The organism is uncultured Ruminobacter sp., from assembly GCA_902764345.1.
Classification (GTDB): domain Bacteria; phylum Pseudomonadota; class Gammaproteobacteria; order Enterobacterales; family Succinivibrionaceae; genus Ruminobacter.
The window spans coordinates 1-17,255 of record CACWVT010000046.1 but is presented as its reverse complement, the minus strand read 5'-3'; the positions used below and the strand labels follow the sequence as shown (position 1 = coordinate 17,255).

Below are 17,255 nucleotides of genomic sequence, written 5' to 3'. Positions count from 1 at the left end.
TGAAGGCTTAATTTGGTAAAAAATTTATTTTATAGGTTTTTATAGATCCAAAATAGCGGAGAGGCTGACTATACGAATATTTTACATATTGTTGAACAAATTTTTATCTGTTGTTGCTTAATTGAGCGGTACGAGCAGACGGGTGACAGGTGACAGGAAGCCTGATGGTGCTGTCGTTTATTTTAATCTCCGTAAAAGTAAAAAAAGAAACTTGGTTAGGAGCTCCTTTATGAGAAACAGTTCTTGATGTGGAATTATTTATCCGGCTTTTCAATCTGGCACAGGTGATCCTTGGTTTTTGGATTGTAGTTAATGCCTGTAATCGGCATACTGTTAGGATTATTACCATCTCGGTATCTGCTGAAATATTCCTTTTCCTTAATCTGCTTCACGGCTTTCTCGGCACTTAGACCATACATGAATTCTATGAGTAGAATAGGAAGATTCATGTTTCTCTTCTGGGCATAATGTCCGTCAGTATTAGTGTTTTCCGGTCTAAATACCATTGTACCTTCGAATCATCGAGTCCCAAGATCGAGGAATATATGTCGCGGGTTACTTTTTGAAAATAAACAAAGTCGTTTTATTTATTGCGATTTGTTGTAAATAAAGTAAAAAAATTATGTTAACATGACGCAAAAATTCTTACCAAAAGGAACTATTAAATGTTGTGTTACAAGTGTGGAAAACAAATATCTGATAATTCATCTTTTTGTAAACACTGCGGAGCAGATATAAAACCTACGGCAAAAAGTAAATCAAATGGTCTGAAAATTTGGATTATTGCAGGACTTGTTATTTTTGTTGGGGCCGGAGCTTTCTGTGAGTATAAAAGCATGAAGGAGTTCAGAGCACTAAATCCTGTGCTTAATTCGCCGGATGAAATTACAGACGATTTAATTAAGAAAATCTCAGATAACGGCATTGATTCATTAACCATAAATTATGAATTTACACGATGTTCAAATGAAAATGAAGATTCAAAAGTATGGAAAAATGAACAAAATCGAAATAATCCGTTCTGGAGAGCAAATAGCGTTACTCCCATAAAACGCATTGAGGTTGAGGTCATTCTTGGTTCGGATGTTCATTCACTCGCATGTGCATTTAAGTCTTTTGAAAATCTTGAATATGTAAATATTAAGGATACTTCCAATGTGACTGACATGGAAGAAATGTTCTATGAAGCAAATTCTTTCAATCAGCCAATCGGTAATTGGGATACTTCCAAGGTTACCAATATGCGTTCGATGTTTTTCGAAGCAGATTCTTTCAATCAGCCAATCGGCAGCTGGGATACTTCGAAAGTTACTGATATGAGTTATATGTTTGGGTGTGATGCTGAGTGTTGGCTTAAAGTTACAACCTTCAATCAGCCAATAGGTAATTGGGATACGTCCAATGTAACTGACATGAGTTATATGTTTGTTAAGAATCGAGTCTTCAATCAGCCAATCGGCAGCTGGAATACTTCCAAGGTTACTGATATGAGCTATATGTTTGAGGGAGCGGAATCCTTCAATCAGCCAATTGGCAATTGGGACACTTCCAATGTTACTGATATGAGTGGCATGTTCAGGTGGGCAGATGCGTTTAATCAGCCAATAGGTAATTGGGATACTTCCAATGTTACTAATATGAGTTCGATGCTGGTAGATTCATCCTTCAATCAACCGATCGGCAACTGGAATACTTCTAAGGTTACTAATATGAGCAGTATGTTCAGCTCAGCTGCTTCATTTAATCAGCCAATCGGTAACTGGGATACTTCCCAGGTTACTGATATGAGTGAAATGTTCTGTGCAAAATCCTTCAATCAGCCAATAGGCAACTGGGATACTTCCAATGTTACAAATATGAGTGGTATGTTCTATGGTGCAGTATCCTTCAATCAGCCAATCGGCAACTGGAATACTTCCAAGGTTACCAATATGAGTTCTATGTTCGATGAAGCAAATTCTTTCAATCAGCCAATCGGCAACTGGAATACTTCCAAGGTTACCAATATGAGTTATATGTTCTCGGATGCAACCAAATTCAATCAGCCAATCGGCAACTGGAATACTTCCAAGGTTACTAATATGATTGCTATGTTCGCGGGGGCAAAAAACTTCAATCAACCAGTAAGCACCTGGGATATTTCCAATGTAAAAGATATGGCCTGGATGTTCGCGAAAGCAAAATCCTTCAATCAGCCAATAGGCAACTGGAATGTTTCCAATGTTACTGATATGAGTGGCATGTTCAGGCGGGCAGATGCGTTTAATCAGCCAATAGGTAATTGGGATACGTCCAATGTAACTAACATGTATATGATGTTTGAGGGAGCGGAATCCTTCAATCAGCCAATAGGCAATTGGAATGTTTCAAATGTAACTAACATGGATAAGATGTTTAAAGGAGCCGATTCCTACTCATACCCGAAACCAAAGGGGGCGGAATAAGTATTAAAGGCAGACTGCAACTCCGGCAGTCTGCCCAATTCCCTTATTTTCCCAGTCGGCTATTCACCTCATCCGCAAAATCTCACATCTTTCAGAACAGCCTGTTTCCGGGACGGGATTTTCGGCAAAACAGCGGAAAACCTTCAGCTACTCTCGTCATATTAACTCTCTTGAAGTAATGCATATATTTTGAATAGGTTGAATTTATCCTGTTGATAGATTACTCTTAAAAGATAAGTATCGGAGAAATTTTGCCATGAATGTAAATACTAAAAATATTGTTTCGATTACCGAGGCCAATCAGAATTTTTCAAAAGTTGCCAGAATGGTTGATGAGAATGGTGCTGTCATTATTTTGGAAAATAATGCCCCACGTTATGTGCTCATGGAGTTTAACCGGGCAGAAACGGAACAGGTCGCCGATAATGAAGTCTTGCTTGAGATTTCCAAGAGACTGATAGAACGGAACCGTGAGGCTTATGAGGTGCTTGCAAAGTGATAAGAATTTCAAAGGAACAGGTATTGATTCTTCATTCACATTTGATTTCCGAGACCGGCGGTTCAGACGGAATCAGAGATGAAGGTCTGTTGGAGTCAGCCATTGCGGCCCCGTTTCAGGCCTTCGGTGATAGTGAGGCATTTCCATCAATATTACAGAAAGCGGCAAGACTTGGGTATGGAATTATAAAAAATCACGCATTTATTGACGGAAACAAAAGAATCGGTGTCCACTGCATGCTCGTATTTCTTGCCCTTAACGGAATTGAATTGGAATATACCCAGAATGAGCTGTCCGATGTTGTAATCGGGACCGCTGCAAGCGGTGTGAGCTTTGAAGATTTACTGCAGTGGATAACGGACCATCAATTGCAGAAAGTGGGGGGCTGAGGTTTACATACAGTATTTCATCACCGCTGTATGACATTATGCAGAAATCCTAAAAGCCCAGAGTAGCAGGCACTTGATTTTGTCTTCCGTATGTCGGAAAACTCATTGTTAGATTTTGAGCGGCTGAAGTATTTTCTGAGAATGTTCAAGTTTTTTTAATGTCAGCATTAGTCATTTTCTGTTAGAAAAATTACGGAAGAATGGTATTTTTTCCTCCCTCAAAGGAGTTAACCATCTGTTTCAGAAACAGTTCAACCACAGGCGTAAACACCTGATATTTTCTCCATAAAAGGTAGGTTGGTGTTGATAATTTGGGATGGAGCGGGATCCATACGAGCTCACTGTCGGTAACAAGTCCCCTGTATGAAAGCATGATACAGACTCGTTCCTTGACCATGACGCTGCCGTTGTAGGCCAGATTAACCGTGTCCGTTATTTTTAATTTATCGACGTCCTGACCGCACCATTTTGTCATTTCCTCGGATAATCCCTGTGTTGAAATGATTAAATTCTGATCCAGCAGATTTTCAAAGGTTATTCTTTCCTTTTTTGCCAGCGGATGATCCTTTCTGACAACAATCCCCCATTCGTCATCCGCAGGATATCTGACGTGATTGTACCTGTTAAGATCCGGAATTCCTGAGATGATGATAAAATCCAGAAGTCCTCTGTCCAGCATTTCCTCAACCTGAACTGTCATACCGCTTATGATATGACACCTGAGTCCGGGATAATTTTTACGGAAGGATAAAAGCTCCCTTGCAAAAATGTCCATGTGGCATGATTCCGGTGCTCCCACATGGACGTCTCCTCCCGTTATTTCATCCAGTTCCTCAAATTCCTGTTTTGTCTTATCAAACAGTGAAACGATGTCTTCGGCCCGTTTGCGCAGCAGCATTCCTTCTTCGGTAAGGTTCATGCCTCCGCTGCCGCGAGAAAACAGGGGACGTCCAAATTCCGCTTCAAGCTCTTTCATCTGTTTGGATAATGCGGACTGTGTTATGAAAAGCGTCCGTGAAGCCTGTGTCATGCTTCCGAGTCTTGCTATCTGAAGAAAATTTTTTAACAGTTTTATGTCCATGTCAGCTTTCCTCGTTAAGAGAGTGGGGCAAGTGCGGTTATGTTTTAATTATTCCAAACAGGAATAATATATTATGAAATTTTACCATTAGTAATTAGCAACTCGAAGATGTATATTTAAAACATAAGGAGGCGATCATGAAAATAAAGCTTAATAATTCGCAGAACATCAGAGAATGCCTCCGTGATGCTGGCTGTCCGGACATGCTCTGTAAGGACTGTGCCGAACATTATGATAACCGTCAGTACCGTAAGATGATTTCCGAATTGAAGGATTATCGGAAGGATCTGAGGAAAAGACTTCAGCAGACTCAGCTTGAGATAGACATTCTGGATTATCTAATCAGTGAGATACGGACGGATGAAAAAACAGCAACTAATCAATAACCGATGGGGGAAAACGCTATGAGACTCAACAGACTTGTAACAGCAATTATTACGGGAGCAATACTTATGGGAAGCGCTGACGTTATGGCAGATGATGTACCGGTATCAGTCATATCCGGAGCATCACAGATGAAAATGTCATCGGTGGAAGAACTTCGTGATGACACCAGAGTGTTTAAAATCAACAGGAATATTCAGGTTCTTAAGGTGACGTTCACCAACCGTTACGGCTTTGATGTTGCCGGACATCTCTACTTACCGGCAAATTTCAGCAGTGACGGGAAATATAAGGCTCTGGTAATCTCCGGTCCTTTCGGAGCTGTTAAGGAACAGTCATCCGGACTTTATGCCCAGGAACTGGCGGCAAGGGGATTCGTCACCCTGGCATTTGATCCTTCCATGACCGGTGAATCCGGAGGCGTCCGCCGGGACATGGCTTCTCCAGACATCTTTACGGAGGATTACAGTGCCGCAGTGGACTTTATCAGTAACCTCAAATTTGTTAATCCGGAAGAAATCGGAGCTGTCGGCATATGCGGTCTTTCAGGCATGGCCATCACTGCGGCTTCAAATGATGTCCGTATAAAAGCAGTGGTTACCTCCGCCATGTATGACATGTCCGAGAGCATCAGTGATCACTATAAGGGGGCTTACTATACGGATGAGCAGCGTAATATCGTAAAGAAGCATCTTGCAAGGATGCGTGATGAAGAAGCAAAAAGCGGTAAGCTTATCCGCGGTGCTCATGAACTTGGTGTGGATGCTGACGGTAATATTCAGACGTTTTCAACCATGTTTCCAGATACATTGCCGGATGATGCCGATCCTATAATCAGGGACTTTTACGGTTATTATGTAGGCAGGGCCTATCATCCGAGAGCAATGAACTCCAACACTTCGGCCTGGGATGCAACCGCTGCATACGGATTCTTTAACTTTAAGCTGATGGATAACATAAAGGAACTTTCTCCGCGTCCGTTACTTCTCATTACCGGAGACAAGGCTCATTCAAAGTATTTTTCCGATAACGTTTATAGGGATGCAGCAGAGCCAAAGGAACTGATTGTGGTCAAGGGAGCGACGCACGCTGACCTTTACGATCAGATGGATAAGATTCCGTTTGATAAAATTGACAGATTCTTCCGTGACAATCTGAAGTAATTCCGATACCAGTCCGGGAATCATCAGCCGGCAGCTGTCTGCCGGCTTTTCCGTATTCCGGCAATTTGTTTCAGACAAGTCCTGTATTGTCGGATTAACTGTTCGGGGCAGCAGGAAAAAGTAAATTTGATACCGTATATTCGTCTCATACATCATTCATTTCGTCTCATTTTGACTGATTTGAGACGAATAACTTATTGTATGAGACGAAAAAAGAGACCGGAGCTGATTGTCAGATTACGGCAGACAGTACATACCGGCCTTCATTTAAAAGAACTAGCGCGGTGCCCGCATACTCGCATACATGGTGATATTATCTCTCCGATCGGTTTTCCCGTCTGAATATCCAACTGTCTGTAGCAGCCACCTACAGTTTTGTCAGGGATTATTAAATTGCCGGTAGAGGTGTCCTTTAACATGTGAGAATTTGAAAATATCTCCTGATTTCCGAGGGTGACGCTCTTTTGCCGTTCATATCGCTTCTTAAGAAGACTGAAGGTTTGAATTCCGGTGTAAATAAGCTCGTTATCTTCAATTCTGATTTTTACGGACTTCAGGTAGTTCCTGAACACAGCCCTGCATTTCATACCGCAATCTTCGTCATCCATGTTCTGAACGTATTCGTTGGTTACCTCGGTAAGTGGGATGACGGTATCGGCTGCCTTTTCCAGGTTAGCCGTGTTCTGCATTTGTTCGTTGTCAAAAAATACGGTTTCTGAGGATGCGTAATAGCGAATTTTCTCAGGAATCTCGTCAGTTGAAGCGTTGTTTTGACTCTGAAGAACGATAACATATCTGTCGTTCGGCTTTTCATAAAGCTTAAATCGGTAATCACTGCCTTCAGCTCTGTAGGTCTGACTCAGGAAGTAGTTTTCGAGTCCTTCGGTAGTGTCACGTGAGTCAGTATATGAAATATACCAGTCATAAACTGCAGGAAAAGCCAAAAAGGCTAACACGGTAGCCGCTACCGCTGATATAACAAGCATTGGTAGTATTTTCGAAGATTTCATTTTTAACATCCGTACTGTTTGTCTCTCCGTTGACTCCGGCATTGAGTCGGGGAGAATGTGATTTTTAAAGTCAGAAAATATCCGATGCCTTCATCTCAGTCGAATTTTAACCTGATAAGTGGAAAGCCGGTTAAAAATATAAAACCAATGCGGAGTACAGAGCTTTCGTAAGGCATGCGTCATTAAACGCGCCGATCTTACTCCGGTTAAGCTGATAAATCAATTTCTGCACCCATTAGGGAGGCATGTTCCGTCAGACTGTACAATGAATGCCGGTAAATGTTTTTCGGGAGTTGGACGGACGTACTCTTCAGTCATGGGAACTGATATAGGAGTGTTTTGCAGAAATCTGGTTCATAAAATACAACGGAAGATGTCTGCCGGTCATGGTTCCGTACCATGCATGTTCAGTGAATGGAGATGACGGGAAATCCGTGTTAAAATCCCGCATGTTCCGCTTTTTATGCGGAACGCGGTCTGCTCCCGCAGACAGTCTTAGGGACGTTATAAGAATCATGGAGAAATGACAGTGTCCGACACCACCGATTACATGGTTCCGGCTCTGAATGACGGAGAGGTTTTCCGCAACGAGCTGGTAATTAAAAAAAGCAGGTTCATAGCCAGCGTCGGACACACGAAGGGTGTGGACGAAGCGGAAGCTTTTCTCAATAAGATCAGACGTGAGTTTCCAGACGCCAGACATAACTGTCATGCATTCAATGCCGGCAGGGGAAACGAAACTGCCTTTATCGGCTGTTCGGATGACGGTGAACCCAAAGGCACGGCAGGTCGTCCGATGCTTAACGTGCTGGTTCATTCCGGTGTGGGGGAAATCACCGTCGTGGTAACCAGATACTTCGGTGGCATTCTTTTGGGAACCGGAGGCCTCGTCAGGGCATATCAGGACAGCGTAAAGGCGGTTTTGGACAAGCTGCCGCTAAAGGAACCTGAAGATATTTCGGAGCTGCGCTTTGCCGCCGGAATTTCTGAAATTCATCTGGTTGAGAAGCTGGCCGTAAGGTACGGAGCCGGAATAACGTCAAGGGATTTCACGGATACCGGGTGCAATTTCAGAATTACCGTGAATGTCAAAAGAGCCGAAGAGCTTAAAAAAGAGCTGGAGCTTCTGCACGGAAAATATTCCTAATGCCGTTCGGACCGGAACCCGGGTGTGCCGGGACGGACTGATTCCTTTTCTCCGGATTAAAGTCCTCTCAACTTCTGTCATCCGTTACGGGGAAGGGGGGATAAACCGGTTGTTTTCCTGATATACGAAAGCCTGACATGAGGATCATGCACAACGGCACAGTCTGAATAAAGCCAAAATACGATGGACAATAAGGCTTCTGGGAAGAAGCTGTATCAGGGGATTAAAGAGATTGTTTTTGAAAAAAGAAGACATATCAGTCAATGGCGGTGAGGAAGGGATTTGAACCCTTGATACGCGATGAACGTATACACACTTTCCAGGCGTGCTCCTTCAGCCACTCGGACACCTCACCAAAGCACGAGTAATTTTAAATGTTTTTTGTTTTATTGCAAGAAAAAATACAAAAAAACATTTTGATTGTATGAAAAATGTGTTGTTTGTCTGCTTTGTGGCCGTTTTTATGAATGATTGATTAAAACTTGTACCGTGTGAGAACAGTGTTTTGCGTCATTAAGAAAAAAACAGGGGGGAATTTTGTTGTTAGGTATTGCTAACCTGCTTTTGTTATGTTAGCATTAGCTAACTTTTTTGTTAGATAAAGCTAACATAATTAGAAAATAATAAGAATAAGAGGCATAAAGCCTCACGGATCCGGTCCCGACAGTCGTTTTTCATGTACGCTTATACTGCCGTCAGTATGGTTAACATGGCTGACTGAGTAATACAGTGCTACCATTTCGGGGTAATGCCGGATCAGAAGCTGATTAATGAAATAATTAAACATTGTTTGAAATACGAGCTGGGCAGGAAGCGCTATTCATACGGATAATGATTTTTCTGCTCAGATGAATCGAGAGATAAAATGATACTTAATGAAATGAAGGTCGGACAGAGCGGCAGAATTGTCAGACTGCTGTCCGAAGGTGCCAGAAACCGCCGTTTGTGTGAAATGGGTTTTCTGCCAGGAACCGTGTTCACGGTTACCCACAGGGCTCCGCTGGGTTCCCCGATGGCTATATCCGTCAGGGGGTATGAGGTTATTGTCGGTGTTGATGATGCCGTTAAGGTTGAAGTGGAGATTGTGTAAATGAAAGCGTTTCATGGTTGTTGTGATTCTGAAAAAATAAAGGGCAGCGTGTCACCGAAATATCAGGAAAAAAAGGCTGATTCCATACATATCATGCTTGCCGGTAACCCGAACTGCGGTAAAAGTACGCTGTTTAACCGTCTGTGCAATCTTCATGTCCGTACAGGTAACTATCCCGGAGTAACCGTAAGCCGTCACGTCGGTTCTTACGGTGACAACATTCAGATTATTGACCTTCCCGGCATTTACTCATTAAGCAGTGCGTCCACTGACGAACTTGTGGCCAGTACGGAGCTTCTTGATAATGATGCCGAGCTCATTGTCAATGTTATCGATGCCACTTCCCTTGAAAGAAGCCTTTATCTCACTCTTGAGCTTAAGATGCTCGGTGTGCCGATGGTTATTCTCCTTAATATGTGGGACGAGGTAAAGAAACGTAAAATTTCCATTGATCTGGAAAAACTCTCTAAAATGCTTGATGCCGACATTATTCCAATCAGTGCGGCTTCAGGTGAGGGGCTGAATGCCTTTGAGGATTATCTTAAAAATGTAAAGTGGGGAGTTGTTGAACCTGTTTATCTTGGCAGTGACAGAATCGTGAAGGAACTCAGTGCCGTTGCCGAGGTTACCCCTAATCTCTACAGAAGCCATGCGCTTTTCTATGCCAAGAGTGCGGTTCTCGGGGACAGATGTCCGGAAGCTCTCATTAAGGATGAGAAGTGGATTTCGGCCGTTGAAACAGCCAGAAACAACATTGCTTCCGGTTCTGATACCATATATCAGGCAATGGCTACGGACAGATACGATTATGTTGATCGCATTATCAGTGAATGTGTTGCCGGTGGAGCTCATGGTGCGGACATCAGAAAGAAATCAGGTCTGTCCGCAAAAATTGATGCCGTCGTCCTTAACAGATATCTGGCATTCCCGATATTCATCATTATTATGTGTGCCGTTTACTATATTTCCGTGAGCTGGTTGGGCTCCATAGCAACGGACTGGGCCAATGATACCCTTTTCGGTGAAGAGATTATTCCCGCAGTTACGGGAACAATGACCAATCTCGGGGCATCAGAATGGCTTACCTCTCTCGTCAGCGACGGTATCGTCGGTGGTGTAGGGGCTGTCCTTGGTTTTGTACCGCAGATGATAATTCTGTTCTTTCTGTTATCTGTTCTCGAAGAATGCGGATACATGACCAGGGCAGCGTTTATTCTGGACAGAATCTTTAACTCATTCGGTTTGAGCGGTCGCGCCTTCATTCCATATCTTATCGGTTCAGGCTGCGGTGTTCCCGCACTTATGACCGCAAGAACCCTGGGTTCAGAAAGTGAAAGAAGGGTGACGCTTTTTACAACCACCATGATTCCGTGCAGCGCCAAGCTCCCGGTAATCATAACCATGGCCGGTGCGGTTTTCAGCGATTTCCTGGTATTTGACATCTTCGGTACCGAATTTAGAATGTTTGCTCCGGTTATGTATCTTTCTGCCGTATTCATTGTAATTCTGTCCGCAATTATCCTGAGTAAGTTCAGTCAGTTCAAGTCTTCAGTTTCTTCACTCATGCTGGAGCTTCCTGATTACCACAGACCGATGCTGAGAGTAGTAATTCTCTCAATCTGGCAGCGCGTAAAGGGATATATATTCAAGGCCGGCCGAATCATTTTCCCTTGCGTTACCATTCTCTGGCTTGTTTCCCATATCGGCTACGTTGCCGAAGACGGCAGATTTGAAATGCTTGATGATTCCGATACCGACAACAGTCTGGTGGCAGACCTTGTAAGACCTGTCTCCGGCGTGTTCGCTCCGCTTGGCTTTGATGACTACCGTGCTTCAGTTGCGGTAATTACCGGCCTTGTCGCCAAGGAAGCCATTGTAAGTACGATGGCGGTGTTTGTAGGAGTGGATGAACCTGAGGAACCGGAAGATGATGCTTCCGAGGAAGAGATTGCCGAAAGTGAAGAGCAGACCAATGCCTTCTACACCGCAATCAAAAACCGAATGTTCCATGTGGATGAAACCGGAATCAAAGGTGTTCTTGCTGCATTTGCCTTTGTGATTTTCAACCTCTTTACCATTCCTTGCGTTGCCGCCGTAGGCGTGCTCAGAAAGGAAATCGGCAGCTCACGACTGTTCTGGATTGCCATCGCATATCAGCTCGGACTGAGCTACGGCATCGCCATGACTGTGTATCAGTTCGGTCTGGTGTTTGCAGGTGTGGCTCCGTTCGGCCTGTGGACCGGTGTTTCCGTGGCGTTCCTTCTGGTGATTGCCTATATTCTCTTCATCAAGAAGGCTCCGGCTACCGAGCAGAATATCAGCTTTGAGTTCATTAAGGACTAACTGATATCCCTGACGACCATAAGACAGTGAATCCCTCCGCACCTACGGTGCGGGGGGATTTCTCTTTTTTAAGCCTGACAAAGTCATTATCACCACTTTCCCGCAGGCCTTGCTTACCGCTGAGTTTCAGGTCCGTCCTTTTGTTCCGCTACGCCGTATCAAGGCTTTCCATACCGATTGCGGCTTATATATGCCGTAACATTTCCCTAAAACCATGAGGGGCGGAATGCCCTGTATCTGGCGACTGTCTCCCGTGGCTGTATGTTCATTGAATTCACATTAAATCCGGAAGTTATTTATTGTCATGAGTAAAGGATCGTTCATTAAGAAGATGGAAAAAAAGAAGGGAACGGGACTTTGCGTTCTGGTACAGGTCTTATCCTGTCTCTGTTCAACTGAAGCCTCAGCCGATCTCAACGATGAGATTCGCCGCGAATTCATGCAGATGCACAGCGTTACCGTTCCCGACAGCTATAAAACACAGCGTCGCGGAGTGCTTTCCGGCGGATCCGTAAATATCAGAAACGGTATTGAAAACACTTCGGTCCTGTCATTCTCCGCACCGAGGCTCAGGGCAGGCTGCAGGGGAATAGATCTTTACGGAGGCTCATTTTCCTACATCAACAGAGAGGAGTTTATCAGATTTCTGCGGGCAATTGCCGCCAACGCCGAAGGATATGCCTTCGAGGTTGCGCTCAGCAGCATGTGTGAGAAGTGCGCCCAACACATTGAAACCCTTCAGCGTAAGATTCAGTCGCTTAACCAGTATTTCGGCAACAGCTGTCAGCTTGCCGAAGGAATCGTAAATGACAGTCTGGCAGCCGTAGGTCGCAAGGGGCTCAATGATGCGACTCTTCTCGGACAGGCTGAAGGACTCGGTGACCTGTTTGAGCTTAATACCGCAACGGATACCGCTGCGGTATACGGAAAACTCGGCGAGGTTTCCGCCGCCGGGGCTGATACCTCCGGTCTTACCGGAAATCTCATGTGGGATCTCCTGATTAAGGATCCGCTAATGAACCGTGACAGAAAGCTTGCCGAGGCCGTAATGAGTCTTACCGGAACGGTGATTGTAAGCCCCGACGGCAGTGACGTCAGACTGGTTTCCGGAAGGAAGATAACCCTTAAGGATCTGGTGGCCGGGGGCGGGGTTTATCCGTATGTGTGTGATGACTACGACGGCGGGTGCCTGAATCTGAGAACGGAGTATGCCGTGATTAAGGGATTCGGAACGCTTATCAGAAGATATTTTCTGGGTAACGGTTCGGACAGGGGGATTATTTACCGCTATGCCCGCAATGCCGGAGGATTTTCGGAGGAGGAAACCGAATTCCTGAACACACTGCCGGAAGGAGTCGGATCCATGATACGCAATCTGGCCTCCAGAAACGAAGATGCCGCCGGGATGTTTGTGGAAAAGACCTCAGGCATCATGGCACTGATGTATGCCCGTAATCTCACTGACAGATATCTTTCTGCGGCGTCGTCACGTGTCAGAATGTCCGGAAGTGCCTATTCAGGTCTTCTGGAAAGTCAGATAAGTGAGGTAAGGGAGGAGCTTGAGCGGGAAAGCTCTGAACTTGGCGGCGTGTTCGGAGAATTCAGTGATTTGGGAAGAATATACCTTGATTACATGGAGCTTCTTCCCGAGAGGGATTATGTTCCCGAGGGCATGCTTACGGCAGATGAGTAATTCAGGAGCCGGAGCTTTGTTACCGGCTGAAGGCTGTCGGCTGACAGCAGTCAAAACATGATGTCAGACAGCGTATGTAAAAGGGAAAATATAAAGACAGATACAAAGACCTAAAAGAGGAACACAAAACATATACGGATAATCATATTCAGATTTTTCTCCTTGTTTTTTCTGCGGTGACCCGTGTCCCGCAGTTATGTCTCCGTCCGGAGACGGTGATGCCTTCCGAGAAGGCATGCGGTCCGGAACCTTCAGGTTTCGGGATGAGGGCTAAGGCCCTGTTTTGCGGTATGCGGATGATTCCCTGCCGCGCTGTTACGCTTAAGGAGAAAAACATGCGTAAATTAAGTGATAAGACTAGCACCGAAGTGTCAGAAAATGTTACCCGTGATGAATTCCCAGTATCCGTACGCAAGGCTGATGCCGGTGCGGAGTTCGGTATTCATGAACTTGACGGCGTAAGCCTTGAGGTTCCCGTGTTTGATAAGTCATGTCAGTACCTGGCTAAGCCGGCATCTGATTATGTGTTCAATACGGGGCTTCTGCGTAACCTTCTGTCCTTTCTGGGAAAGTCTTCCGGAGATGCTCTTTACCTGTACGGCCCAAGCGGCTGCGGTAAGACATCGATGGTAATTCAGGCTACGGCAGTCCTGAAATGGCCGACGGTTTCATTAACCGTCAACGGCCGTTTTGAGCTGGCGGATCTGATTGGTCACCCAACCATTGTAAAAAATGAGCTGGTGTTTGTGCACGGCGCTCTGGCAAGAGCCATGAAGTACGGCTATGTTCTTATTCTCAATGAGATAGATCTGGCCGATGCTGCTGAACTTTCGGGACTCAATGACGTTCTGGAAGGGCGAAACCTCGTCGTGATACAAAATAACGGAGAAGTGATAAAGCCTCACCCGTCCTTCAGACTGGTGGTAACGGCCAATACCTGCGGCAGGGGCTCCCGAGGCACCTACCACGGAACTCAGCTTCTCAATGCGGCCTTTCTTGACAGATTCAGATTCATCGGATGCGACTACATGTCGTCTGAAGAGGAACTGAAGCTGCTTAAGAAGGTTGTGCCTGATGCGGATGAAGGACTTCTGTCCGGAATGGTAAAGGTGGCTTCCGAAATAAGGAAGTCTCACCTTGATCCTGTGCCTAATCACGTCTATATGTCCGTACCCATGAGTACCAGGGCATTAGTCAGATGGGCAAAGCTTACGGCCGAGTACTCCTATGAGTCTGATCCTGCGGATGCTGCACTTGTGCATGCATTTACGGGCAGGCTTTCCGAGGAGGAACGCGCTTACGTGACAAGGCTTAAGTTCGACATCATGACAGGTGATACCGTTAATCCGTAAGGATATCGATGACATTTTTTCAGATTGAATGTTATCGTAATTACAAATCTGAACCGACAAAGCATTTCCCTCTATGAGGGAAGTGCTTTTTTAGCGGGAAACATTGGAAATTGTCAGGCAATTTCCGGTTGTTTTCAGCAATAAGAGTTTTCGTACTTAACTGTACGTTGACTAGCATTTTACGATAAGAATGTATGGACGACAGCTTATGAAGTCATTTTCATAACCGGTTTCTGCCCAAAATGGACTCAGCACCAGGTTTTTCTGCAATCGGGTATCTAATCTGGTATTTATTCAATATTTAAGTGACCTTCAGGAATCATAATGACTCAGGTTTCTGGAGGTTGAGAACCTTATTTTTTCCTCGTTTAATTCTTTTCAAAACTCATCAATCCGTTATCTGACGACAGTTTTGGTAGTGGATTGTTTTAATTGTTTTTCGTATGATGGATTGCTGTTTAATCATTGGTATATATGATATATCATAAATAACATTATGTTAATCATTGATTGGTTAAATGTTGTTAATATAATAATTATCACATTTATAATATATGATTATTAACCCGTGTGTCATTATCAATGCATAAAACAAACAAAAAAGGATAGTCACATGACTATCCTAAGATGGTGAACAAAATGGCGTCGCTCAGGCTTTGCCGAACAATTACATTCTTACCCAGAGTGCTACCCGGACTCCGCAGAAGTCGTCATCTGTCGGAATCAGGGATACCGTGCCGTCACGGTTGACTGCGGTACAGTTGGATTCCGAACATGGTCCCCTGAGCCACCATGGGCTGTCGCATTTAACGTCGATGGAATTATCTGCGTACTTCTTAAGTTCGTTGAGACTCAGTACGAAGATCCTGTCATTGGTGGCGTTGAACCATCCATTTCCGGGAATCCTGGAAGACAGTATGTATTTCTGTTCACCTTCTGAGAAAGCTTCGTTTATGAATTCGGTGTTTAGCCATTCGCGCAGATCGGAATGCCTCCAGTCGTTATGGTCGATGCATCGCTCGTCGATATATCGGAAGATACTTCTCCACTTGAATATGGATGCCAGAAAATAAATGATCCCGACAATAATTATGATCGGAGTCAGAAAGTCATACAGAAATAATCTGCTTATAATACACGGTATCACGTACGGAGCCAGCAGTATCATTGCTACACTGCTGATCACTTGTTCCGGAATGATTATGCCTAACGGTGAAAGAAAATATTCTGAAAATAACCAGAACCCAATGTGTAAGAGCGGTCCCAGCGTCGGGTATATGGCCATGAACTTCAGAAATCTTGCTTTGTTTGGATGCAGGTTTCCTGAAGGATTGTCATATATGTGGTGTGTCAGTACCCTGGTGGATAGAAGCAGAAAGCTGCCGTCAGTTTTTCTGTCAAGAACAAACCACTTAACCGGTTGCTTTTCAGAACCTGAAGCGCTGGTGAAGTATTTCCCGAAGGTTACGGTTTTGTTTGTCTCCGGGAATCCCTTAGTATAAGGATTCATGCCCAGCCTGAGTTTTTCGGTGAGTCCGGCAAGTTCTTCAGTATCCCTGACGTAAGTCTTCAGAGCAGTTTCAAAGGATTTCTTGAATATCTCGAATTTTTTGACGTTTTCCGTTTTCTTTTTTTTGGTGTTTGCATGATTACGGAATTTGATGAAGAATCTGACAGCTTCATCCAGATTTGTGAAAACATAACCGTCAAAGCACAGCATGGACCGTTCCGTTCTTTCCTGTTCCGTATAAAGCAGCGGAATCTGTTCCTTCAGGGAGTTTCGGACTTCAGGGGAAAGGGTTGCTCCAGCCTTTTCAAGATTTACGGCATTATCCCGACAGAAATTGGTGAATGCCAGAATGCTTTTATTATTTGCGGAAATATAGGCTCTGAAGTCATTTACTCCTGAAAAAAAGGTTCGTCCCATGACAACATTGTCTTCATTCAGTATGGCGTTTACGAGAATGACGGAAGAATATCTGTCCCGGTCATCACTGTCGCCGAATCTGCTCATAAAGTATTCGAATCTTGCCTTGGTTTCCTCGAAGCGCAGTTTAAGATTACCCGCAAGCGATTTGCCTATATTGTTAAGATAGCTGTCTATGGCATTTTCGGTAAGAAGGGCAGAGGCTGATTTAAGCAGCGGATGGGATGAATCAGGTTCCTGTTTCAGGAGCTTTTTCAGCTTTTCCGCATAGGTGAGGGGATCCGGATATGTAAACTCGTACCATCTGAGCTCTTTTATGTTCTGAGACAGTCCGTACATGAGTCTGAAGAACAGGGAATCCTCGGCCTCCGGGTTTGTGCTGAAATCCTGCTCGGCCTTCTGACATAGTCTGAGGGCATTTTCATTTTCGGTAATGGCAAAGTATCTTGTGAGAAAGCCCCTGAATACTTCCTTCTTTCCGTCCTTCCAGGATTTAAGCAGCGCCGTGACCAGTTCATCAGTGTTGAAATACTTCCTGCCGTTAAATACGTAAGGATAATCAGAGTTCACTGTTCCCTTTACGGTTCTGCCGGGAACCGGTACCGGTTCTCCTCTGAGCCAGCGGGATATTTCGTCATGCCCCCATCTTCTGTTCGGATTTGATTCGTCGTTTCTGAAGGAGATGTCCCTGTAGGTAAGAGCGTCGATGAGATCCTTCAGTGCCGGGTCAAAG

At 44.5% G+C, this 17,255-nt stretch carries 14 protein-coding genes and 1 tRNA gene; 10 read left to right on the top strand and 5 right to left on the bottom strand.

What is annotated here, in order from left to right:
• Positions 1-254 precede the first annotated feature (254 nt).
• Positions 255-506 (bottom strand): hypothetical protein, encoded by a 252-nt coding sequence (locus tag QZU58_RS08170; RefSeq protein ID WP_294495982.1) that lies wholly within the window; start codon positions 504-506, stop codon positions 255-257.
• A gap of 159 nt (positions 507-665) precedes the next feature.
• Between QZU58_RS08170 and QZU58_RS08165 the strand changes: the two genes are divergently transcribed.
• The 3 genes from QZU58_RS08165 to QZU58_RS08155 all read left to right on the top strand — a co-directional run bounded on the left by QZU58_RS08165 (position 666) and on the right by QZU58_RS08155 (position 3,332).
• Positions 666-2,444 carry a BspA family leucine-rich repeat surface protein gene (locus QZU58_RS08165; protein WP_294495981.1) on the top strand — a complete coding sequence of 593 codons (1,779 nt, stop codon included), beginning with the start codon at positions 666-668 and terminating at the stop codon, positions 2,442-2,444.
• Positions 2,445-2,700: 256 nt separating this feature from the next.
• The gene (locus QZU58_RS08160) at positions 2,701-2,943 is read left to right on the top strand and encodes a type II toxin-antitoxin system Phd/YefM family antitoxin (protein ID WP_294495980.1); all 243 of its coding nucleotides are present in this window, start codon (positions 2,701-2,703) and stop codon (positions 2,941-2,943) included.
• Positions 2,940-3,332, top strand: coding sequence for a type II toxin-antitoxin system death-on-curing family toxin (locus QZU58_RS08155; protein WP_294495979.1), 393 nt, complete (start codon positions 2,940-2,942; stop codon positions 3,330-3,332). The genes QZU58_RS08160 and QZU58_RS08155 overlap by 4 nt, the downstream gene beginning before the upstream one ends.
• 190 nt (positions 3,333-3,522) lie before the next feature.
• Here QZU58_RS08155 and QZU58_RS08150 read toward each other — a convergent pair whose 3' ends face one another.
• Entirely contained in the window at positions 3,523-4,413 is an 891-nt protein-coding gene (locus tag QZU58_RS08150; RefSeq protein WP_294495978.1) for a LysR family transcriptional regulator, read from the bottom strand.
• A gap of 137 nt (positions 4,414-4,550) precedes the next feature.
• On the opposite strand from QZU58_RS08150, the gene QZU58_RS08145 reads away from it, so the two are divergent.
• Positions 4,551-4,799: a hypothetical protein gene (locus QZU58_RS08145; RefSeq protein WP_294462976.1), complete on the top strand. Its 249-nt coding sequence runs from the start codon at positions 4,551-4,553 to the stop codon at positions 4,797-4,799.
• Between the two features lie 18 nt (positions 4,800-4,817).
• Positions 4,818-5,960 carry an alpha/beta hydrolase gene (locus tag QZU58_RS08140; RefSeq protein ID WP_294495977.1) on the top strand — a complete coding sequence of 381 codons (1,143 nt, stop codon included), beginning with the start codon at positions 4,818-4,820 and terminating at the stop codon, positions 5,958-5,960.
• A gap of 263 nt (positions 5,961-6,223) precedes the next feature.
• On the opposite strand, the gene QZU58_RS08135 is transcribed toward QZU58_RS08140, so the two are convergent.
• Entirely contained in the window at positions 6,224-6,970 is a 747-nt protein-coding gene (locus QZU58_RS08135) for a hypothetical protein (RefSeq protein ID WP_294495976.1), read from the bottom strand.
• A 529-nt stretch (positions 6,971-7,499) separates the two neighbouring features.
• Between QZU58_RS08135 and QZU58_RS08130 the strand changes: the two genes are divergently transcribed.
• The gene (locus QZU58_RS08130) at positions 7,500-8,117 is read left to right on the top strand and encodes a YigZ family protein (protein ID WP_363174831.1); all 618 of its coding nucleotides are present in this window, start codon (positions 7,500-7,502) and stop codon (positions 8,115-8,117) included.
• 264 nt (positions 8,118-8,381) lie between these two features.
• Here the strand turns inward: QZU58_RS08130 and QZU58_RS08125 are convergent.
• Positions 8,382-8,472 (bottom strand) — tRNA-Ser (locus QZU58_RS08125).
• 510 nt (positions 8,473-8,982) lie between these two features.
• On the opposite strand from QZU58_RS08125, the gene QZU58_RS08120 reads away from it, so the two are divergent.
• From QZU58_RS08120 to QZU58_RS08105, 4 genes are all read left to right on the top strand, one after another.
• Complete coding sequence (locus QZU58_RS08120; protein WP_294462984.1) at positions 8,983-9,207, top strand: FeoA domain-containing protein; 225 nt, start codon at positions 8,983-8,985, stop codon at positions 9,205-9,207.
• Positions 9,208-11,550 carry a ferrous iron transport protein B gene (feoB, locus tag QZU58_RS08115; protein WP_294495975.1) on the top strand — a complete coding sequence of 781 codons (2,343 nt, stop codon included), beginning with the start codon at positions 9,208-9,210 and terminating at the stop codon, positions 11,548-11,550.
• A gap of 304 nt (positions 11,551-11,854) precedes the next feature.
• A complete protein-coding gene (locus QZU58_RS08110; RefSeq protein WP_294495974.1) occupies positions 11,855-13,243 on the top strand; it encodes a conjugal transfer protein TraH in 1,389 nt (462 codons plus the stop codon).
• A gap of 218 nt (positions 13,244-13,461) precedes the next feature.
• Positions 13,462-14,595, top strand: coding sequence for an AAA family ATPase (locus tag QZU58_RS08105; RefSeq protein WP_294495973.1), 1,134 nt, complete (start codon positions 13,462-13,464; stop codon positions 14,593-14,595).
• Between the two features lie 667 nt (positions 14,596-15,262).
• On the opposite strand, the gene QZU58_RS08100 is transcribed toward QZU58_RS08105, so the two are convergent.
• On the bottom strand, positions 15,263-17,255 hold a 1,993-nt coding region (locus tag QZU58_RS08100), incomplete at its 5' end, for a DUF6273 domain-containing protein (RefSeq protein WP_294495972.1).